Raw genomic sequence first — 18,224 nt, 5'->3', positions numbered from 1 at the left:
ATGTCGGCAATCATCGCGCCTCGACCACCTCGCCATCCTCCTTCACGAACCGGCCGACGGGATTGTCCAGGAGATCGATGACGGCTTCCGAGGGCCGGCACAAGCGTGTGCCCTTGGGCGTCACCACGATTGGACGGTTGATCAGGATGGGGTGCGCGAGCATCTGGTCGATCAGCTCGTCGTCCGACCATTTGGGGTCGTGGAGGCCGAGCTCCTTGAAGGGCGTGCCTTTTTCCCGCAGCAGCGCGCGAACGGAGATGCCGAGGGCCTTGACGAGCTCGACGAGCTTTTCGCGGGACGGCGGCGTCTTCAGATATTCGATCACGTCGGGCTCGACGCCGCTTTGCCGGATCATCGCCAGCGTGTTGCGCGAGGTGCCGCAGGCGGGGTTGTGATAGATCGTGACGCTCATAAGGTAGTCTCCGCGATTGGGATGGGGCCTCGCGCCTGGGGCGGTCCGAGCAGCCAGTTCATCAACAGCATGGCGGCAAAGGCTCCGCAGAGCTCCGCGAGAATGAATCCGGGCAGGTCGGTGGGACGTATGCCCGCGAACGTGTTGGTCAATGACCTCGCGATAGCCACGGCCGGATTGGCGAACGAGGTCGAGGCCGTGAACCAATAGGCCGCCGTGATGTACAGGCCGACCAGCCAGGGGACGGCCGCCCGCTGGAAACGGATGCCCGCGACGATCGTCGCGACCAGACCGAAGGCGGCGACGGCTTCGGCGAACCATTGCGGTCCCCCGGTTCGTATCTTCGCCGAGAGGTCGATCAACGGCAGTCCGAACATCAGATGCGCCGCCATCGTTCCCGCGATGCCGCCGGCAACCTGCGCGACGACGTAAAGTGCGGCGTCGTTCACCGGTAGCTCGCGCTTGCCGGTGAAGACCAGCGTGACGGCCGGATTGAAGTGCGCGCCGGAGATCGGTCCGAGCACGGTGATCAGGACGACCAGAATGGCGCCGGTCGGCAACGTGTTGCAGAGAAGCGCAAGCGCGACATCCTTGGTCAGCGTCTCCGCCATGATGCCGGAGCCGACCACGGTGGCGACGAGAATGCCCGTGCCGAGCGCCTCGGCCGCGAGGCGACGCGGAAGATCGAATTGATCAGGCACGGCTCCGCTCCCTTCGTCTCGGCTTGCAGCAGGCTTGCAGGGTTTCGACGACCGGCTCGCAAACTTCCGGCCGCCCGCCGCAGCAATCCCGCAGCAGGAAGACCGCAACGTCGCGGAATTCGGCAAGGTTGGCGCGGTAGACGATCGAGCGGCTGCGCCGCTCGGAGGTGACGAGGCGTGCCCGCGTCAGGATCGACAGATGCGCCGAGAGCGTGTTCTGGGGAACCTCCAACAGCCGGGCAAGATCGCCCGCAGCGAGACCATCAGGCTCGTGCCGGACCAGCGTCCGGAAGGCCTCAAGACGGGTCGACTGGGCCAGGGCGGCGAGGGCCAGGACGGCTTCTTCGGTTTCCATATATCCAGACCTATGGAAGTATGGCGGCTCCGTCAATCTGAATCCGAAGCGCGTCACCGGCCCCAGTATTTCGAATATTCTAGAAATACGGTTGACGGCACGGACCAGCGGGTGCATTGTGAGGCCATGAAGATCGACGACGCAGCAGCACGCCTCGAAGCTCTGGGTAACCGGACGCGACTCCAGATCTACCGGGCCCTGGTCCGGGCCGGGCACTCCGGCATGCCCGTCGGTCGCTTGCAGGACAAGCTGAAGGTACCGGCGTCGACCCTGTCGCATCACATCAAGACCCTGGTCTCGGTCGGGCTCGTCAGCCAGGTCCGGGAATCGACGACTCTGATTTGCCACGCAAACTTCGACGCGATGCGGGGTCTGGTCGATTTCCTGGCGGCGGAGTGCTGCGCAGACGAAGTCGGATGCAAGACGACGCAAACGGCGGCGTGATCTTTTTTGGCTAGTATTGTTCGATGATTCTAGAAGTATGGGAGGAGCCGAATGAACGCTAAGACGGTCGCCATCATCGGGGCAGGGCCTGTCGGCCTCGCAGCAGCTGCGCACGTCCTGGAGCGTGGCATGTCACCCATCGTTCTGGAGGCAGGATCCGAAGCGGGGCACGCGGTGCGCCAGTGGCAGCATGTCCAGCTGTTCTCGCCGTGGGAATACAATATCGACAAGGCCGCGGCGCGCCTGCTCGCGCCGACGGGATGGAATTCGCCGGACCCGGGCTCCTATCCAACCGGTGGCGAACTGCTCGATCGATATCTGACGCCGCTTGCGACGCGAACGCCGCTGCGCGAGCTGATCCGGACATCCAGTCGCGTCTCGGCCATTAGCCGCGTCGGTTTCGACAAGGCGAAGACGAAAGGGCGTGAGCAGGCGCCGTTCGAAATTCGCTACCAGAACGGCAAAGGTCCCGAAGTGCTGCGCGCCGATGCCGTGATCGATACATCAGGCACATGGTTCTCTCCCAATCCCGCCGGAGGTAACGGTCTGCCCGCAATCGGTGAACACGAATGCGCAGGCCACATTGCCTATGGCATGCCCGATGTCCGGGGGGCCGGTCGCGCCAGATATGCCGGGAGGACCGTTGCGGTGCTCGGCGCTGGCCACTCCGCGGTGGGCACACTGATCGATCTCGTGCATCTCGCCGAGGAAGTGCCGGGGACGCAAGCTATCTGGCTGTTGCGCGCCGCCGATCCCGCCAAGGCGTTTGGTGGCGGCCGGACTGACAAGCTCGCTGCACGCGGAGAGCTCGGCAGTGCGTTCGCTGCGCTCGTTGCCTCCGGCAAGATCAGGGTGGAAACCGAATTCGGCGTCACGCATCTGGCTGAGACCGAGGGCCGCCTCGAGATCGCGGCCGGCTCGGGTTGCAGCGGACGGAGCGTGATCGTGGACGAGCTGATCGTCTCGACCGGCTTTCGTCCCGATTTTTCGTTCCTGTCCGAATTGCGCCTGCGGCTCGATCCCGCTATCGAGGCGCCGGTCGCCCTGGCGCCGCTGATCGATCCTAACGAGCATAGCTGCGGCACCGTGCGCCCGCACGGCGCCCGCGAGCTCGCGCACGAAGAGCCGGGCTTCTACATGGCGGGCATGAAGTCGTATGGTCGCGCGCCAACCTTTCTCATGATGACAGGATATGAGCAGGTGCGCTCGATTGCGGCCGATCTCGCCGGCGACAAGAAAGCCGCCGCAAGGGTGGAGCTCGTGCTACCGGAGACCGGCGTCTGCACGCGCGGCGGCGTCGAAGCCGCCGGCGCCGTATCAGGATGTTGCGGTGGGCCGGCGAAGCAGGAATCAACGGCCTGTTGCGCCGCCGACGAAGCAGCAAAGAAGGCCGGCGCTTCGGGGTGCGGTTGTTTATGAAGTCGGTTCTTGCAGCTGATGCCGGAGAGTTATCCATTGTGGTTCGTGCGCCGTTTCGGCGTGGGGGCGGGAGGACAGCATTCGTAACTTGAGCGGCCGGTCTCTGATCGCGGTGATGTGCATCGGCCAGGTCGGCAATCTGCTGCCGCACGTGACGCTATCCGCCAATCTGGCGCAGCATCTGATGCCGGCGTGGGGCCTCTCGGCGGCCGAAGGCGGCTTGATGGCGAGCGGTTACGCGTTCGGCTACATGCTCGCCGTGCCCGTGCTGACGACATTGACCGACCGGATCGACGCACGGCTCGTCCTGCTCTGGGGCTCGATCGTCAGCGGGCTGGCGACCGTAGCGTTCGGAATCTTCGCGCAAGGGTTTTGGTCCGCGACCGCGATCTGGTCCCTGGGAGGGCTTGGATTTGCCGGCGCCTACATGCCGGGCCTGAAGGCGCTGACGGATCGGCTTCCCGCCGGCGATACCTCGCGCGCCGTCACGCTGTACACGTCGAGCTTCTCGGTCGGCGTCGGCCTCTCGTTCCTGGTCGCGCAGCTGATCGCCGACCGTTGGGGATGGCGGACCGCCTTTCTTGTCACCGGCTTCGGTCCGATCGCGATGGTCCTCGCGTGTCTTCTGATGCAGGAGCAGCGGCCCGCGCCGAAGGCGGGGCGTCTGCTCAACTTCGCGCCCGTCTTCGCCAATCGCGAGGCGCTCGGATACATCTTCGGCTACGGCGCCCATTGCTTCGAGCTCTACGGCATCCGCACCTGGCTGGTCGGGTTTTGGACCTTCGTCGTCGCCCATCAAGGCGCCCCGTCGTGGTTGAGCCCCGTCGTGCTGAGCTTCTGCTTTGCGGTGATCTCGATGCCGGCCAGCATCCTCGGCAACGAGGCCGCGCTGAAATTCGGGCGCCATCGCGCGATCACGGTCGTGATGATCGCGTCGGCTTGCGTCGCGCTGGTCATCGGCCTCAACGCGACAGCGCCGGCATGGGTGCTGGCACTGCTGCTGCTCGTCTATGGCCTGACCGTGCCGGCGGATTCGGGCGCATTGACCGCCGGCATGTCGGCCGCGGCTGTGTCCGAACATCGCGGCGCGACCCTGGCTCTGCATTCGACGGTCGGCTTCGGCCTGTCGGCGGTCGGCGCCTGGGGCACCGGCGCCGCCCTCGATGCAGCCGGCGGCCCGCAGAGCGCGACCGGCTGGCTCTTGGCGTTCAGCGTCCTCGCGGTCGGGATTGCACTGGGGCCGCTGGCGCTGCTGTGGGCGCGGAAGGTGCAGCCTGGTGGGGCGAAGTCGATATGAGGTCGCGCAATTCTACTCGGCGGTGGAAAATCGATCGAGGCGCAATCGATGCCGATGATCGGTCAGAAGGCGAGCGCCTCCCATCACGGCGGCGAGCGTCCCCAATCCCGTCCCGCCGGCGATCAAGAACATGATCAAGAGTTGATACTTGACGGCGTCGATCGGTTCGACGCCTGCAAGGATTTGACCGGTCATCATCCCCGGCAAAGAGACAAGGCCGATCGCAGCCATGCTGTTCATGATTGGCGTGAAGCCGCTTCTCAATGCGTCCCGCAGGACCGGCAGCAACGCCTGATACCGGGTACCGCCAAGAGCAAGGCAAGCTTCGACGGCGGCTCGTTCGCGCACCAGTGTATTCGTCAGCACGTCCAGGCCCAGGCTTATTCCCGTCATGGTGTTGCCCAGGATCATGCCCAACAATGGCAGCGCATAGCGCGGATGATACCACGGATCCGGGCGTAGCTCCGTCAGAAGCGCGAACATCGTGACGGTACCGGCCGCCAGCAGCATGCATCCCGCTCCTAAGCCATAGCTCCAGATACCCGGCAGGCGTCGCTTTTGCCGAGCGACGATTTCCCGTGACGCGAAGAGAACCATGATGACGGCGGCGAGGGCGGTCCAGAGCGGCGAGACCGCGGCAAACAGGAACGTCAATACGTATCCAACGAGCACCAGCTGAAGCACCATCCGCACGGTGGCGATGGCCAGCTGCTTTTCAAGCTTGAGGCGGAGAGCGAGCGAGAGAGCGCCGTCCATGACGACAAGGAGCGCGGGCAGAACCAAATCGCCGTATGCCAAGTGAATGTAACTCACGGCCGATTGTCCTCGATCCCGCCGTCGGCATTCATCACAAGGACCCTCGACCCGACGCGGCAGGCCTGGGCGTTGTCGTGAGTGCTCCAGACGACACTCGTTCCGTTCGAAATGCGTTCCGCGATCAAAGATTCCACTGCCGCCGTCGATGCCGAATCGAGGGCCGATGTCGGCTCGTCCAGGAGAAGAACCCGCGACCGCAGCATCAGCGCCCGCACCAGCCCCAGCCGTTGTCGCTCGCCGGTCGACAGCCTTTGGACCGGCCAGGGACCGCAACTGCACGGCAACCCCAGTCTCATGACCAGCGGTAAGGCATCATCCCAGCAGCTGAAGTGATCTTGCACGATGTCTGACCACCAGCCCGGCTCGGCAGCGAGGTAGGTCACCCGCTTGCGCCAAGCCGGAGCGGGCATGGCCTCCCTGAGCGTTCCGTCCAGTTCGACCATTCCTTCGTTGGGATCGAGGTCCGCGATCGAGCGAAGGAGCTGGGTCTTCCCGGCGCCAGAAGGCCCTTGCAGGGCGACGCATTCGCCGTCCTGCAAGTCGAATGAAACGGAGAGGTGCAAGCGCTTGAGCGCGCGGACCGTCAGCATGTGTCAAAGCTTGCGCCGGAGCCGATCGGCAACTCGCCTCGCGATCTCCGCCGGCGCCTCGTCCGGATAAGGATGCACCGAGCTGACATTGATCTCGCCGAGGACATAGCTGTCGGTCCCGTCGGGAAGGACCGGACCAAGCATGAAGTCGGCGTCCCAAATCGCAGGCAGGTCAAGTCGCGCAATATCCAGCAACGACGTCAGCTGGGGCGTCCACTCGTCTTCCATCAACCGACGCAGCCGCTGGAAACGCGGCTCTGCGTTCGAGGTGTAGAGGCGCGGTCCGGCCTCGGAACGGGCGGCCGGCGAGTCGACCAGGGCTTTGACCTTGTGATAGCCGAAGCCGGCACAGCGATCGCCCGCCATGTAGCAACGCACCACGCCTTCGCTTAAGCGAGGCTGGAATGGTTGGTCGATCACGCTGCCGTTCTCGAAATACTCCGCGCAACGACGGAGAAAATCATCCAGCGTCAGTTCCTCGGGCGCGTCTTTCGTCGCGTCCAGCACCTTTATCATGGAGGAGGTCGGCAGACTCTCGACCTTCCAGACGCCTTGGCCGCCATTGCCCCGGTTGCGCTTGATCACGCGCGGACCAGCGGCGAGCCGTGTCGGCAACTCGGCGCGCATGGCCTCGGCGCTTTGATATAACGCCGTGTCGCATCCCCAGCCCATCGAGCGGGTACGATAGAGTACCTCCTTGGTGCCCATCTTGAGGATGACATCGGGATGAGCGCTGACCCACACGCCCTGAGCCGCGACGTCCCGCAGCAATGCGTCGAGACCAGCGCGATCTCGACGGTCTTGAATGGGGTTGACCCAGACCAGCACGCCGTCAATCGCGAGCAATTGTTCACGAACGTCCTCGGCGAAGCTTTCATCATAGATCGCCGGCTGGGCTTCAATGCCGACGGCGGCGAGTGCTTCGAAGACGTGTACGAAGCGGCTGTTTTGCGCCGTCGCATCCCGCCGCGCGGCAGCGTCTCCGCGTGAGAGGATGGCGACGGTGTGTCGATGAGAAGGGTGTCGTTCGATGTCCATGCGCAAGCTCCACGAATGGCGTGCTGCGCAGAGCTTGGACCGAGGCCTCACGGGGAGTCTGCTTTGTCCCCACGCAAAGGACACTAGCGGGGCCGTCCGCGAGTTTCAAGACATGGCTGGCGCGGTTCCGCGGAGCGGTGAATTCTTTGTGACGTTCGTCGGCGACTTCGGTGGGCCGCCCGAAGCCTACGCCCGTTGACAGCCGCCGCCCTCGGGTTTTTACTTGGGTTCGGGGATGTGCGATCTCCCCGTGAGGCGACATGCCCAAGCATCGCGTCCTGATCACCAAGGGCGCACCATGTCATCATACTTTCCTCGATTGCATCCAGCAGACTGGCTCGATTTCTCGGCACGGCGTCCGCGCCGGTCGCATCGCTGTGCGCATTGATGCCCGCGGCCTGTTGCGCCGTGTTGGCACCGAGTAGGGGAAGATCGCGAAACGGACTTCACTTGGGGCAGGACAAGACCAGGAGAATGATCATGCGAACACGAGCAATCTTCCGCACGGTCCTGTTGCTTGCGATCGCGGGCGTGCTGTCGAGCGCGCACGCTCTGACACAGGAGGAGTTGGTCGCCAAGATCCAGGCGGCCGGCTACGCGCAAGTCAGCGATATCAAGTCGACGGCTGAAGGCGTCACCGCCAAGGCGGTGAAGAACGGCAAGGCGGTGACGCTGGTCGTCGACAGCAGTGGTCGGGTTAAAGAGCGAAACTAAGCCGAGGAGTAGCACGATGAAAAGAATCATCTGGGCCGTGGTCGGCATTGGCGTCTGCCTTCTTGCATTTCGCTTCGGCCCCTTCATCCCGGCATATGCCCAGGATGCCGACTGGCAGAAGGTGGACGAGACCCTGGGCCGCAAGCCCGCCGTCTCGGACGACGTCCGCCGTTACGGCTTTCCCCGCACCGATCTCTCCGTGACATTGGACGGCGTCGCGATCAAGCCGGCGCTGGCGCTCGGTGGCTGGATCGCGTTCAAGCCTGCGCATAGCGGCGCCATGGTCATGGGCGATCTTGTGCTGCTCGAAACCGAGATCAATCCGGTGATGGCGAAGATGATCGCGAGCGGGCTCGAGATCACCGCCGTGCACAATCATCTGCTGCGTGCGAGCCCGGCGACGTTCTACATGCACGTCGCCGGACATGGCGACCCGGTCAAGCTGGCCGCGGCGATCCATGATGCCCTGGCCGAAAGCAAGACCCCGCTGACGGTCACGGCGCCGGCGAATCCGCCGCCCGCCATCGACCTCGACACGGCGAAGCTCGACCAGATCATCGGCGTCAAGGGGCAGGCGAACGGCGGCGTCTACCAGTTCAACGTGAAGCGGCGCGACCCCATCACGGAGGACGGCATGCTGTTGACCCCCGTCGCCGCCATGGGCGTCGCAATCGCCATCAACTTCCAGCCGACGGGCGCGGGTAGGGCGGCCATTACGGGCGACTTCGTGCTGACCAGCGACGAAGTGAACCCGGTTATCCTCGCGCTTCGGACGCGCGGCATTGAGGTGACCGCGCTGCACAGCCACATGCTGGACGAACAGCCTCGGCTCTTCTTCATGCACTTCTGGGCCAACGATGATGCCGTCAAGCTTGCGGAGGGCCTGCGCGCGGCGCTCGACAAGACGGCGAGCACGAAGAGCTGATGCGAGGCGGGAGCTGCGCGCGAAGAGGTTCGGTGAAATGCGAGCTGGCCAAATTTACGCGCAAGTATCGCATTGCAGCACTGAAACGGCTCCGACCGTTCCGAACCCAAGCTTGTATCGGTCGTTACCGTTCTACGAACGGAGGAGGTAGGCATGCGTGTCCTAGTGATCACCGCGGCAGTATTGCTGTCTTGTACGCTCAGTCCCTCACGCGCCGACGAGACGGCTCCTGCACGTCAGGCGCAGGCGACCGTTCCGGTGCAGCCGGATCGAACTCCCGAGCAAGCTGAACAGGCCCGAGACCAAGACAGGAAGAACGCCGAAGACGTTAAGATCGAACGTGATTGGAAGGCGCAAGGCGGCACCGATGGCGATCGCGCCGGCCGAGCCGATCAATCGGATCAGGATCATCAAACGGTGGGACGTGATTGGCGGGCCCGGCCTGACAACGCCGAGCGCCGTTGAGCCAAAATCAATCATCTGCGGTCCAAGCCGACAGCGACATATATGGGTGACACGTTCACGAGCACCAGCAGGTGACGAGAAGCTTGGTCGGATCCGCGCCGTCTAGTGGTTAGAAACAAAGCTTCGACGGCATTGACAAATTCGACCGGCGCGTAATATTTGCCTCACGGGGAAGCGATCTCCCCGTGAGGCGACATGCCCAAGAATCGCGTCCCGGTTTCGACAAGGACGCTGCATGTCTTCCGTTTTCCGATCCCCTCTCCAAGCCCCTTTATCCGTTTCGCGCCCACCAGGGCCTCGCTGTCGGCGGTGGGATCACCGTGCCGACGGACTCTGCCGGGCGGCAGCGATCGTGAACCATCCAACTCGAAATTCATCCGTGATCTCAATGGAGGACTGCCATGTCCTGCGTCATGAAGCCGCTGTCGTGCGACCCGAGTCGAATCCGCGGCATGTCGGACGAAGTCCATTATCGCTTCGTCTACGACCAGGACGGCACGCTTCGAAGCTATTCGATGGGCGAGAGAAGCATCTGACATAACAACTGACGATTCGGGGATACCGAGACCTCCCCGTGAGATGGAGTCCCATCCAAGCGCTCGCCACCTCGATCCCTGGACGATCATATGGACGCACTTGGCTTCGCTATCTTTGCTCTTGCCGCCCTTGCCGGTGGCTTCGTCAGCGGCTTCTCTGGCTTCGCGATGGGCCTGGTCGTCTCTGGTGTCTGGCTGCACATCATCACGCCGATCCAGACCGCCACTTTGATCGCGGGGTACGGTCTGCTCACCCAAGGCTACGGCATTTATAGGCTGCGACATGTCCTGGATCTGCGCAAGGCATGGCCTCTCGCGCTTGGAACAGTCATCGGCATTCCGATTGGCGTTGAAATTCTCGTCTATCTCAATCCCCTCTATCTGAGGTTCGGAGTCGGTGTGTTGTTGATGATTTACTCCATTTACGGCTTGGCGCGCCCTGTGTTCGCGCCCATGAGAATCGGCACCGGAGCAGACATCGCAATAGGCATCTCGAATGGGATGCTTGGCGGGTTGACGGGGCTCGGCGGCGTGATCTCCACGATATCGTGCCAATGGCGCGGTTGGCCGAAGGATTTGCAGCGGGCCGTGTTTCAGCCGGTGCTGTTCATCGCCTTCGTGGTCATCTCCTTGTCCCAGGCAGCGGCCGGCTCCATTACCAGGGAAACACTGGTGCTGTACGCGTTGGGCGTTCCCTTCATGGTCGCCGGCCTTTGGTCCGGCTTCAAGATGTTCGGGACCATCCAGGACGAGACCTTTCGCAAGGCTGTGTTGGCACTGTTGCTGTTGGCGGGGCTCTCGCTGGTCGTCTCGACCCTCCCTTTTTCCGCTGATCGGGCATCATGCTATTGAAGCGACTGGGCGTCATCGCCATCCCGAACGGACTGAACAGCGATTTCGATCACGCCGCGTTCGATCCGAAGACGCGCCGCGTCTTCACGGGGGCCTCCTCGCATTCTCCGATGAGTGATGAGTGCAGATCGAGCGCGGCAGGCCGCGCGCGAATTCAATCTTCTGCATGGGCCAGGCTTGCGCTGCCATCCATGCTGGCTTTGTTGATGGGAGGAAATGCCATGGCCGAGACCCTGAATTTCGACAGCGCTGCTGTCGGAACTTCGCCCGACGGGTGGACTTTGACGATGACCGGCAAGGGACAGCCGAAATGGACCGTCGAGGCCGAGGCTACGGCGCCAAGCAAGCCGAACGTTCTCAAGCAATCCGGACGGGCGACGTTTCCCCTCGCCATCAAGCGCGATACGTCCATCCGTGACGGCTTCGTCGAGGTGAAATTCAAGGCCGTTGCCGGCTCCGAGGATCGCGCCGCGGGAGTCATTTGGCGTGCGAAGGATGCCGACAATTACTACGTGGTCCGGGCTAACGCGCTGGAGGACAATGTCGTTCTCTACAAGACGATCAATGGCGTTCGAATGTCGCTCGAGATCGTGGGTCGCAGAGGCGGCTATGGCGTCAGCGCGCCGGTGTCGTCCGGGCAATGGCACCTGCTGCGCTGCGACTTTGCAGGAAGTCGGTTCAAGGTGAGCTATGACGGAAAGCAATTGTTCGAGGTGGAAGACGCCACCATTCCGGACGCGGGCATGATCGGCCTGTGGACCAAGGCAGATAGCGTGACCCTGTTCGATGATCTGACATATGGTGAGAGCAAATAGGCCTTTGGTCACCTATGCCGGAGATTGCCATGAACGTTCGATGCCTGTCGGTCGCGACGGCCCTGCTGATTGCGTCCATCTGCCCAGTACGGGCGGAGGAAGGTCTGGTCGCCTACAAATCGCTCGGTCCAGAACTGGCGCTCGATCTTGCGCGCGCTGCGTTGGCGAACTGCCGCACCCGTGGATACCAGGTTGCAGTTGCCGTCGTCGATCGCTTCGGCGTCACGCAAGTGATGTTGCGCGATCGCTTTGCAGGCCCTCACACGCCCTCGACGGCAGCAGGCAAGGCGTGGACAGCAGCCTCGTTCAAGACCAGCACGACCGAGCTCAATGCGATCAGCCAGCCGGGGATGATGCAGGCGGGCATTCGCAACCTTCCCGGAGCGGTCGTCATTGCCGGAGGACTGATCGTTGAAGCCGGCGGCTCCCTGGTCGGAGCGGTCGGCGTGTCCGGCGCGCCGGGCGGTGACGCGGACGAAGCGTGCGCGAAAGCCGGAATTGATGCCATACGCGACAAGCTGGACTTCTGAGAAGACGCCAACATCGCGGTCAAAAAGTCCTTCGGCCTTTCACGAGCCTGGCGGCCGTCTGATCCACAGGGACAAGCAGACGCGCCGCGTTCGCACGCGCAGGTGTGGGGCGCTCACCGACAGGAATCGACAATATCCGATTTGTCGCGCCAACCTGAGAAGTAACACCGTCGAGCTTCCCCAACGATTGTTCTCGATAAGCCGATGTCCGCGAGAAGCCGGTCATCCAGTTCGAGAAGCTCGTCGTATTGGCGGCGCCGTGTGATGCCGTCCAGCAGCGCGAGCGTGAGTTTCCAGAACCATGCAGGGCTTGGAGAAGGAACGAAGGCTGCGCTGGATGTGCCGATTGAGCCAGTGGTGCTGTCGCAAGACATGTTTCACCTCCATAATGGAGCGAAACAACGCTTGGCTCGAAAGCTGGTCGGGCGGTTGTGTTTGACCCGATGGCCTTTTCTATCATGCTCGTCTCTGCCGCACAAGCGATCCGCTGATCTGGAAGCTGGAGGCGTCGCTGGAGTGCCGGTCATGCTGAAAGGAACGTTCGGCGCCGCCCGTCCACTGGATCAAGCTGACCGCAACGCGGAGCATCACACCCTGCAAATGAGTGTATCCGACCGAGGAGCACTGATCGGAGCGCCGCCTGATGGTTAAGATCCTCGCTCCCTCAGTGGTGCAACTGAGATCCAGATCCCGAAGAGGCATGCAGCGCACGAAGCAGCACCACGGAACAATAAAAAGCCTTCGCGGTTAAACGGTCTCCCCCGACACCGGAGTCGACCATTTGCAAGCCCATCAGTCAAAACTTGACGGGATCGACGATACTGCGCGTCTTCAACTGCTCATCGACGCAATCGTTGATTACGCGATCTACATGATCGACCTCGACGGCACAGTCCGCAGCTGGAACTCCGGTGCCCAGCGGTTGAAGGGCTACTCGCCTGACGAAATCATCGGCAAGTCGTTCGCATCCTTCTACACGCCAGATGATCGCGCCAATGGGCTTCCAGAGCGCGCCTTGAGCGTCGCAGCACGAGAAGGCCGCTTCAGTGCCGAAGGATGGAGAGTCCGCAAGGACGGAAGCCGTTTCTGGGCATCGGTCATCATCGATGCCGTCCGCAATCAAGCCGGTGAAGTGATCGGCTTCGCCAAGGTCACGCGAGATGTTACCGAACGTCAGGAAGCCCATGAAGAGCTTCTCAATAGTGAGCGGCGCTATCGCCAGCTAATCGAGGCGGTGGTCGATTACGCGATCTTTCAGCTCGACCCACTCGGCAACGTGACAACCTGGAATCCCGGAGCAGAGCGGATCAAGGGCTACGCGCCGCCGGAGATCATCGGTCAGCATTTTAGCGCTTTTTACACGCCCGAAGACATCGAACTCGGTGTGCCCAAGCGTGCGCTTTCAGAGGCGGCGGAGCATGGTCGCTTCGAGGCGGAAGGCTGGCGCCTGCGAAAAGACGGCTCCCGCTTCTGGGCGTCCGTCATCATCGATCGCATCACGGACGAGGCCGGAAACATTGTCGGGTTCGCCAAAGTCACGCGCGACGTTACGGACCGGAAGCGCGCCGAGGACGAGCTCAAGCACGTTCAGGAGCAACTCGCCGCATCCCAAAAGCTGGAAGCGGTGGGGCAACTCAGCGGTGGCATCGCGCACGACTTCAACAATCTGCTCATGATCGTCCTTGGCAATCTCGAAACAGCTGAGCGGCACGCCAAGGCGCCCGGAGCCAATCTGAACCGGGCGCTCGCAAACGCGAAGCGCGGCGCACAGAGAGCCGCGGCGTTAACCAGTCGCTTGTTGGCATTTTCGCGCCGACAAGCGCTCGATCCCAAGCCAATCAACGTAAACAACTACGTCAATGGCCTGCAGGAATTCCTTCAGCGCACGCTCGGAGAGCGCATCGAAGTCCAGACCGTCGGAAGTGCGGGTCTTTGGGAAATCGAAGCCGACGCCAATCATCTGGAGTCAGCCATCGTCAACCTGGCAATCAACGCTCGTGACGCCATGCCCGACGGCGGAAAGCTGACTTTGGAAGCAGCCAACATCTCCGCCGACGATGATTACTGCCGGCTCAATCCTGAACTGGCGCCCGGTCAGTACGTCGCCATTTGCGTGACTGACACCGGAGGCGGAATGTCGCGGGACGTTCTCAGTCACGCTTTTGAGCCCTTCTTTACGACAAAGGAGCCGGGCCACGGCACCGGCCTTGGCCTGAGCCAGGTCTACGGCTTCGTCAAGCAATCCGGAGGCCACGCAAAAATCTACAGCGAGGTGGGGCAGGGCACCACCATCAAGATGTACTTTCCGCGCTTCTCCGGAAGCACACGGCCCGAAGAAATCGCACCTGAGGAAATTGCCGAGGGTGAGCTATCCGAGACCGTTCTCGTCGTCGAGGACGATGAGGATCTGCGCGTCTATATTTCTGACGTCCTGCGGGATCTCAACTATCGCGTCCTCTCGGCCCGCAGCGCTCAGGCCGCTCTGACCATTCTCCTGCAAGACGATTCGAAGGTGGACCTTCTTCTCACTGACGTGGTCATGCCGGGGATCAATGGTCGCGAGCTCGGCAGGCGCGCGCATCAAATTAGACCGGGACTGAAGATCCTGTACATGACGGGCTATTCGCGTAATGCCGTGGTCCATCAGGGAAGGCTTGATGAAGGTGTCAACCTGCTGGAGAAGCCAATCTCGCAAGCAAAACTGGCGCTGAAGGTGCGAGAGATTCTGGATCAGTTTGAATGACCAGGGTCTGACCAGCGGTACTATCCTGACCGCTGGCCGGCGGCGGCCACCGTAGCACCGTCCGTTCTCTGGGCCTTAGCCGTTATCCCTTCCCTGACTGCCTGGTGCCTCAACGGGCACCAGGATTCCCATACTGCGCTCATCCTGAGGGAGTGGATCGGTAGCCGGACTTCCCCGCTTGACCTTTTTTCGCGCCGTGAGATTTTTAAGGGTCCGAAAAAAGCCGGGGGCGGCGATGAAACTGTTGAACGAATACCTGGAGCGTGCCGTCAGTCTGGAGAAATTGGCGGCGGGCGAGCAGGATTCGACCTTCAAAACTCAGCTGTTGAACCAGGCGGCGGCTTACAGAAAGCTGGCGGCAAAGCGCGCCTTGGAATATGGACTGCCGCCACCAAGCCCGCCAGAAGACCCGCCGCAGCCCTGAGAGAGTTAAAAGATCGATCTGGATCAGGGCCGCCTGCGGCCGTGCGGCTGGTCAGCGAGGGCGACGAGGCCCGGTGGCGCATCCTCCAAGAGTATGTCGCGGGCTTTCGCGAATTGATCGGGAAGTTGCGCAAGAAGCTGCACTCCTGAAGTCGAGCTGACATCCGTTGGGCGGGGGACCCTTGCTCCCTGTGTTCAAAATGGAACATAACTCTTTATCGCGAGTTCCTTCCCGATCGCACAGCGGGTGCGCAGGGGGCCAGCATGCAAGGGACGGGAGTTACTATCCTCGTCGTCGAAGACGAACAGCTTATCCGCGACATGGTGGCCGACGCATTGTCAGATGGCGGCTTTGAAGCCGAAGTCGCCGTCAGCGGGGAGGATGCAGTTAGTCTTCTGCAGGGCAACCAAACCAAGTATCGCGCACTCGTTACCGATATAAATTTGTTCGGAAAGCTCGATGGCTGGCAAGTCGGCCATCGCGCCAGGGAGCTAAATCCGGACATCTCTGTGATTTACATGACAGGCGCGGCGGCCGATCAATGGCCCGCCCACGGCGTGCCCAACAGCATCTTGCTGACCAAGCCATTTGCACCTGCGCAAATCGTGACCGCCGTAGCTCAACTTCTGAATACCGGAACTCCGCCCGCTCAGTCCTGAGGGGAGTGGACGAAGCCTTCTCCGACCGAGGCAGCCTTAGTTCTTCGTCAAGGGCTTGGGCGGCTCTTCGGCCATGGCCTCGACATCAATGGCAGGAAGCTCGCCAGTGCGGTCTTTCAGGTCTGCCGCACGCTGGACCAAGCCAGCAGCGACCGTGGGATTTTTTGTTGTTTTTGCCATGCGCAGCAATGCCGCTGCGGCCTCACGGGCGAACTGATTTAAGCGCGACACGGTTGGACATCCGACACTTAGCTGACGTGGAATGATTCAAGGGTCGAATATTCGTTCCGAATTCGGCTTAAAAATGCGCGCACGACACAAGAAGGGCTTCAGCTCGGGGCTGGGCCAGCTGAGGTCCTTCGTGTGTCGGCACCACGTTATTTGAGGTGCGGTTGCGAATGATGCCCAACCAAAGAAGTGGTTCTTGGTTCCCGTTATCAGCCCAAATTTCGAAAAAAAACGGGCCCCAGCTCGCGGGGCTATTGGGGGCATGGAGCTGGGGCCACTCGGGGTCGCCCTTGGGGAAGGGCATCGGGAAAACTTGGCAATCGCAGGAATGTTCCTGTCCTTTTCCAAAGAGCGAGTGTGTAGATCAACCGCACGGCCGCGACTTGAGACGTCCTCGTGAACGACTTTTACGACCCCTGAGCCCCGGTCCTCTGGGGGGGCACACCGCGTTGCAAACTCACTATGATGGATCGAAGCCGCGCAGAGTCGTTGGGCGACCAGTCCTGCAATAGTGAGAGGCGCGGTGATCCACAGCGCTACGAAACCAAGGCGTGTGCGCTGTCGAATTCATACGAAGGGCCAGATCCGGGCGCGACGTCCTCGGGACTACGCGCCCACATCGCAAGACGGCGATGCTCGGTCTGACTTAACGTACGCGCCTTATTCGGACACAGCGAGAACGGTCAGGCCCCTGGTGCGCTTGTGGGGCGTCTCGAAGTCGATCCGCTGTCCCGGCGATAGGCCGATCAAGGCCGCTCCAACAGGCGTCAGGACCGAGATCCGACTGAGCTCGATGTTTGCCTCATGCGGATAGACCAGCACGATCTCTCGGCTCGCACCCGTCTCGTCATCGCGATAGGTCACTTTCGATCCCATCCTGATCACGCCTCGCAAGTTGTTCTCGTCCGTCACCGTGGCACGTTCCATCTCTCGAGCCAGAAAATGGGCCACTCGCGGAAACAGATCCATGCTCGAATTGGCCAAGGAACTGAGGCGCCGTGATTCGTCCTCAGTAATCTTGATCGGCGGCAACGCCGGCTGTTCTCGCCGGCTCTCAGCTTCGAAATTGCGCATTGGTCGCTCCTATGCTGCAGTTGGTCCGGGGTCGTCATCGAATGGGTTGCCTGACCGCGTCGGCCCTCTCCGGAAGAATGGGACGACCTTTGAATCCGATGGGGTCAGGCTTTGGACCCTGACGACATTCAGACATCCGGCGACGAAGTACGGCATCTGATCGCCGACCCGCAGTCCGATCAAAGCTGTACCCAGCGGGGTCAACACCGAAATGCAGGCGGGATCCGACCAGCACTCCTCAGGCCAGACCAGTTGCACGGTGCGACGCGGAGCGCCCCAATTCGTGCAATGGGTGACCCATGATCCGATCGTCACGAAAGGACGGACGTTGTCCGTTTCGTCCGCGACGATATCGGCGCGGTTGATTTCGCCCATGAGGAATATCCCGTCCAAATCTCCTTTTTGGACGGCGAGCCGGGCGAGCTGTTCGAGCCGCGGATAGTCTGATGAGGTCAGTGCAATTTTTGGAAGAGGCAGCACGGCGCACTCCTTCTGCTTCAAGACGACCTCTCGAGTGGAGGTCACGAAAGCTGGAAAAGAGCCCGGACGGCGCGAACACCGCCCGGCTAACCGCCTGCTTGGAGGCGGCCGGCGTGAAGAGCAAAACGCGCGGTGCGCGCATCAATGTCGATGACATAAGCCATGATGCTCTGACTATAGTGGTTCATTTCCCTGGAAACATTGCGACGAAACCGCACAGCACCTGTGCACGCGAAATATCGAGAGGAGACAAGGAGCGTCATTGAAGTGAGACATCGAACAAGCACGCGGGTCTACCCAGCTGCGCAAGAACGTGCGTCGAAGATTACACCGCGTGGGATGGACAGGCTGACGTTGCTGCAGGCGATCGCTCTTGTCGCACCGGTAGGCCCCGGGCGGCGGTTTGACGTGAATGTGAGCCGTAGTTCTACAGAACCATTATTATAGTCGGCATCGATCGCTTGCACCTGGCGATGGAACACTGAACGGGCGCCATGACATGCGATACCGCTCCGAGGTCAGCCCAGCTGAGGACACCGAGCCGGTCGAGATGAGTGGCTGGCGGGGGATCGCGCTCTGCGGATTCTGTGCGTTGCTGGGCGCTCTCGCCGCCGTCGTTGCCGCCGCGACTGGCACCCTTCCACACTGGATCTGAACCGCTCAATCGCGGAGCCAGTGTCCGCCGGAATGGCGGTTTCCGGCCAAAC

25 protein-coding genes are annotated in these 18,224 nt (G+C 61.9%); 15 read left to right on the top strand and 10 right to left on the bottom strand.

Annotated elements, in window-relative coordinates; genetic code table 11:
• Positions 1-10: 10 nt before the first annotated feature.
• The 3 genes from arsC to BcanWU425_RS26965 are packed head-to-tail and all read right to left on the bottom strand — an operon-like array spanning position 11 to position 1,468.
• Positions 11-412, bottom strand: coding sequence for an arsenate reductase (glutaredoxin) (arsC, locus tag BcanWU425_RS26975; RefSeq protein WP_204510695.1), 402 nt, complete (start codon positions 410-412; stop codon positions 11-13).
• Positions 409-1,113 carry an aquaporin gene (locus tag BcanWU425_RS26970; RefSeq protein WP_204510696.1) on the bottom strand — a complete coding sequence of 235 codons (705 nt, stop codon included), beginning with the start codon at positions 1,111-1,113 and terminating at the stop codon, positions 409-411. The genes arsC and BcanWU425_RS26970 overlap by 4 nt, the downstream gene beginning before the upstream one ends.
• On the bottom strand, positions 1,106-1,468 hold the full coding sequence (locus BcanWU425_RS26965) for an ArsR/SmtB family transcription factor (protein WP_204510697.1): 363 nt from the start codon (positions 1,466-1,468) through the stop codon (positions 1,106-1,108). Before BcanWU425_RS26965 ends, BcanWU425_RS26970 begins: the two co-directional genes overlap by 8 nt.
• Positions 1,469-1,594: 126 nt before the next feature.
• Here BcanWU425_RS26965 and BcanWU425_RS26960 point away from each other — a divergent pair, with 126 nt between their 5' ends.
• The 3 genes from BcanWU425_RS26960 to BcanWU425_RS26950 all read left to right on the top strand — a co-directional run bounded on the left by BcanWU425_RS26960 (position 1,595) and on the right by BcanWU425_RS26950 (position 4,628).
• Entirely contained in the window at positions 1,595-1,912 is a 318-nt protein-coding gene (locus BcanWU425_RS26960) for an ArsR/SmtB family transcription factor (protein ID WP_018458504.1), read from the top strand.
• Positions 1,913-1,963: 51 nt separating this feature from the next.
• The gene (locus BcanWU425_RS26955; protein ID WP_204510698.1) at positions 1,964-3,331 is read left to right on the top strand and encodes an NAD(P)-binding domain-containing protein; all 1,368 of its coding nucleotides are present in this window, start codon (positions 1,964-1,966) and stop codon (positions 3,329-3,331) included.
• A gap of 115 nt (positions 3,332-3,446) precedes the next feature.
• Positions 3,447-4,628, top strand: coding sequence for an MFS transporter (locus BcanWU425_RS26950; protein ID WP_204513912.1), 1,182 nt, complete (start codon positions 3,447-3,449; stop codon positions 4,626-4,628).
• Positions 4,629-4,640: 12 nt separating this feature from the next.
• Here BcanWU425_RS26950 and BcanWU425_RS26945 read toward each other — a convergent pair whose 3' ends face one another.
• From BcanWU425_RS26945 to BcanWU425_RS26935, 3 genes are read right to left on the bottom strand one after another with little or no spacing between them, the layout of a single operon-like run.
• A complete protein-coding gene (locus tag BcanWU425_RS26945; RefSeq protein ID WP_204510699.1) occupies positions 4,641-5,441 on the bottom strand; it encodes an ABC transporter permease in 801 nt (266 codons plus the stop codon).
• Positions 5,438-6,034, bottom strand: a complete 597-nt coding sequence (locus BcanWU425_RS26940; protein ID WP_085395539.1) for an ABC transporter ATP-binding protein — start codon at positions 6,032-6,034, stop codon at positions 5,438-5,440. The genes BcanWU425_RS26945 and BcanWU425_RS26940 overlap by 4 nt, the downstream gene beginning before the upstream one ends.
• Positions 6,035-6,037: 3 nt before the next feature.
• Positions 6,038-7,072, bottom strand: a complete 1,035-nt coding sequence (locus BcanWU425_RS26935) for a Cj0069 family protein (RefSeq protein ID WP_204510700.1) — start codon at positions 7,070-7,072, stop codon at positions 6,038-6,040.
• Positions 7,073-7,552: 480 nt separating this feature from the next.
• On the opposite strand from BcanWU425_RS26935, the gene BcanWU425_RS26930 reads away from it, so the two are divergent.
• From BcanWU425_RS26930 to BcanWU425_RS26905, 7 genes are all read left to right on the top strand, one after another.
• Positions 7,553-7,786, top strand: a complete 234-nt coding sequence (locus BcanWU425_RS26930; protein WP_026233600.1) for a hypothetical protein — start codon at positions 7,553-7,555, stop codon at positions 7,784-7,786.
• A gap of 16 nt (positions 7,787-7,802) precedes the next feature.
• Positions 7,803-8,711, top strand: a complete 909-nt coding sequence (locus BcanWU425_RS26925) for a DUF1259 domain-containing protein (RefSeq protein WP_094183500.1) — start codon at positions 7,803-7,805, stop codon at positions 8,709-8,711.
• A 153-nt stretch (positions 8,712-8,864) separates the two neighbouring features.
• The gene (locus BcanWU425_RS26920) at positions 8,865-9,176 is read left to right on the top strand and encodes a conotoxin (RefSeq protein ID WP_231188696.1); all 312 of its coding nucleotides are present in this window, start codon (positions 8,865-8,867) and stop codon (positions 9,174-9,176) included.
• 401 nt (positions 9,177-9,577) lie between these two features.
• Entirely contained in the window at positions 9,578-9,712 is a 135-nt protein-coding gene (locus BcanWU425_RS37460) for a hypothetical protein (RefSeq protein ID WP_268738913.1), read from the top strand.
• Positions 9,713-9,802: 90 nt separating this feature from the next.
• The gene (locus tag BcanWU425_RS26915; RefSeq protein WP_204510701.1) at positions 9,803-10,564 is read left to right on the top strand and encodes a sulfite exporter TauE/SafE family protein; all 762 of its coding nucleotides are present in this window, start codon (positions 9,803-9,805) and stop codon (positions 10,562-10,564) included.
• A 221-nt stretch (positions 10,565-10,785) separates the two neighbouring features.
• On the top strand, positions 10,786-11,379 hold the full coding sequence (locus tag BcanWU425_RS26910; RefSeq protein WP_039800453.1) for a hypothetical protein: 594 nt from the start codon (positions 10,786-10,788) through the stop codon (positions 11,377-11,379).
• A gap of 29 nt (positions 11,380-11,408) precedes the next feature.
• The gene (locus tag BcanWU425_RS26905; protein WP_026233603.1) at positions 11,409-11,909 is read left to right on the top strand and encodes a GlcG/HbpS family heme-binding protein; all 501 of its coding nucleotides are present in this window, start codon (positions 11,409-11,411) and stop codon (positions 11,907-11,909) included.
• A 113-nt stretch (positions 11,910-12,022) separates the two neighbouring features.
• Here BcanWU425_RS26905 and BcanWU425_RS26900 read toward each other — a convergent pair whose 3' ends face one another.
• Positions 12,023-12,283 carry a DUF1127 domain-containing protein gene (locus tag BcanWU425_RS26900; protein WP_083926524.1) on the bottom strand — a complete coding sequence of 87 codons (261 nt, stop codon included), beginning with the start codon at positions 12,281-12,283 and terminating at the stop codon, positions 12,023-12,025.
• On the opposite strand from BcanWU425_RS26900, the gene BcanWU425_RS26895 reads away from it, so the two are divergent.
• From BcanWU425_RS26895 to BcanWU425_RS26880, 4 genes are all read left to right on the top strand, one after another.
• Positions 12,195-12,560, top strand: a complete 366-nt coding sequence (locus tag BcanWU425_RS26895) for a hypothetical protein (RefSeq protein WP_231190996.1) — start codon at positions 12,195-12,197, stop codon at positions 12,558-12,560. The two genes, BcanWU425_RS26900 and BcanWU425_RS26895, sit on opposite strands and share 89 nt — an antisense overlap.
• Before the next feature lie 130 nt (positions 12,561-12,690).
• Positions 12,691-14,652 carry a hybrid sensor histidine kinase/response regulator gene (locus BcanWU425_RS26890; protein ID WP_085352288.1) on the top strand — a complete coding sequence of 654 codons (1,962 nt, stop codon included), beginning with the start codon at positions 12,691-12,693 and terminating at the stop codon, positions 14,650-14,652.
• 235 nt (positions 14,653-14,887) lie between these two features.
• A complete protein-coding gene (locus BcanWU425_RS26885; protein WP_085352289.1) occupies positions 14,888-15,076 on the top strand; it encodes a hypothetical protein in 189 nt (62 codons plus the stop codon).
• 263 nt (positions 15,077-15,339) lie between these two features.
• Positions 15,340-15,735, top strand: a complete 396-nt coding sequence (locus BcanWU425_RS26880; protein WP_085352290.1) for a response regulator — start codon at positions 15,340-15,342, stop codon at positions 15,733-15,735.
• A 36-nt stretch (positions 15,736-15,771) separates the two neighbouring features.
• On the opposite strand, the gene BcanWU425_RS26875 is transcribed toward BcanWU425_RS26880, so the two are convergent.
• From BcanWU425_RS26875 to BcanWU425_RS26865, 3 genes are all read right to left on the bottom strand, one after another.
• The gene (locus tag BcanWU425_RS26875; RefSeq protein WP_026233604.1) at positions 15,772-15,966 is read right to left on the bottom strand and encodes a hypothetical protein; all 195 of its coding nucleotides are present in this window, start codon (positions 15,964-15,966) and stop codon (positions 15,772-15,774) included.
• 657 nt (positions 15,967-16,623) lie between these two features.
• A complete protein-coding gene (gene rnk, locus BcanWU425_RS26870) occupies positions 16,624-17,037 on the bottom strand; it encodes a nucleoside diphosphate kinase regulator (protein WP_143273371.1) in 414 nt (137 codons plus the stop codon).
• Between the two features lie 9 nt (positions 17,038-17,046).
• Entirely contained in the window at positions 17,047-17,538 is a 492-nt protein-coding gene (locus BcanWU425_RS26865; protein WP_085352291.1) for a GreA/GreB family elongation factor, read from the bottom strand.
• A gap of 478 nt (positions 17,539-18,016) precedes the next feature.
• Here BcanWU425_RS26865 and BcanWU425_RS26860 point away from each other — a divergent pair, with 478 nt between their 5' ends.
• Entirely contained in the window at positions 18,017-18,172 is a 156-nt protein-coding gene (locus BcanWU425_RS26860; protein ID WP_158091577.1) for a hypothetical protein, read from the top strand.
• The last annotated feature ends 52 nt before the right edge of the window (positions 18,173-18,224 follow it).

The organism is Bradyrhizobium sp. WU425 (assembly GCF_021052305.1).
GTDB lineage: Bacteria > Pseudomonadota > Alphaproteobacteria > Rhizobiales > Xanthobacteraceae > Bradyrhizobium > Bradyrhizobium canariense_D.
The sequence above is the reverse complement of the archived record's forward strand: the minus strand, read 5'-3'. Positions and strand labels throughout refer to the sequence as shown.

What these genes read in the sequence shown, in the direction of transcription:
- BcanWU425_RS26905 (WP_026233603.1), top strand. Translation starts at nt 11,409, where the DNA reads ATGAACGTTCGATGCCTGTCGGTCGCGACGGCCCTGCTGATTGCGTCC.
- BcanWU425_RS26915 (WP_204510701.1), top strand. Translation starts at nt 9,803, where the DNA reads ATGGACGCACTTGGCTTCGCTATCTTTGCTCTTGCCGCCCTTGCCGGT.
- BcanWU425_RS26910 (WP_039800453.1), top strand. Translation starts at nt 10,786, where the DNA reads ATGGCCGAGACCCTGAATTTCGACAGCGCTGCTGTCGGAACTTCGCCC.
- BcanWU425_RS26860 (WP_158091577.1), top strand. Translation starts at nt 18,017, where the DNA reads ATGCGATACCGCTCCGAGGTCAGCCCAGCTGAGGACACCGAGCCGGTC.
- BcanWU425_RS26930 (WP_026233600.1), top strand. Translation starts at nt 7,553, where the DNA reads ATGCGAACACGAGCAATCTTCCGCACGGTCCTGTTGCTTGCGATCGCG.
- BcanWU425_RS26935 (WP_204510700.1), bottom strand. Translation starts at nt 7,072, where the DNA reads ATGGACATCGAACGACACCCTTCTCATCGACACACCGTCGCCATCCTC.
- BcanWU425_RS26900 (WP_083926524.1), bottom strand. Translation starts at nt 12,283, where the DNA reads ATGTCTTGCGACAGCACCACTGGCTCAATCGGCACATCCAGCGCAGCC.
- arsC (WP_204510695.1), bottom strand. Translation starts at nt 412, where the DNA reads ATGAGCGTCACGATCTATCACAACCCCGCCTGCGGCACCTCGCGCAAC.
- BcanWU425_RS26880 (WP_085352290.1), top strand. Translation starts at nt 15,340, where the DNA reads ATGCAAGGGACGGGAGTTACTATCCTCGTCGTCGAAGACGAACAGCTT.
- BcanWU425_RS26960 (WP_018458504.1), top strand. Translation starts at nt 1,595, where the DNA reads ATGAAGATCGACGACGCAGCAGCACGCCTCGAAGCTCTGGGTAACCGG.
- BcanWU425_RS26955 (WP_204510698.1), top strand. Translation starts at nt 1,964, where the DNA reads ATGAACGCTAAGACGGTCGCCATCATCGGGGCAGGGCCTGTCGGCCTC.
- BcanWU425_RS26925 (WP_094183500.1), top strand. Translation starts at nt 7,803, where the DNA reads ATGAAAAGAATCATCTGGGCCGTGGTCGGCATTGGCGTCTGCCTTCTT.
- BcanWU425_RS26950 (WP_204513912.1), top strand. Translation starts at nt 3,447, where the DNA reads ATGTGCATCGGCCAGGTCGGCAATCTGCTGCCGCACGTGACGCTATCC.
- BcanWU425_RS37460 (WP_268738913.1), top strand. Translation starts at nt 9,578, where the DNA reads ATGTCCTGCGTCATGAAGCCGCTGTCGTGCGACCCGAGTCGAATCCGC.
- BcanWU425_RS26885 (WP_085352289.1), top strand. Translation starts at nt 14,888, where the DNA reads ATGAAACTGTTGAACGAATACCTGGAGCGTGCCGTCAGTCTGGAGAAA.
- BcanWU425_RS26965 (WP_204510697.1), bottom strand. Translation starts at nt 1,468, where the DNA reads ATGGAAACCGAAGAAGCCGTCCTGGCCCTCGCCGCCCTGGCCCAGTCG.
- rnk (WP_143273371.1), bottom strand. Translation starts at nt 17,037, where the DNA reads ATGCGCAATTTCGAAGCTGAGAGCCGGCGAGAACAGCCGGCGTTGCCG.
- BcanWU425_RS26920 (WP_231188696.1), top strand. Translation starts at nt 8,865, where the DNA reads ATGCGTGTCCTAGTGATCACCGCGGCAGTATTGCTGTCTTGTACGCTC.
- BcanWU425_RS26940 (WP_085395539.1), bottom strand. Translation starts at nt 6,034, where the DNA reads ATGCTGACGGTCCGCGCGCTCAAGCGCTTGCACCTCTCCGTTTCATTC.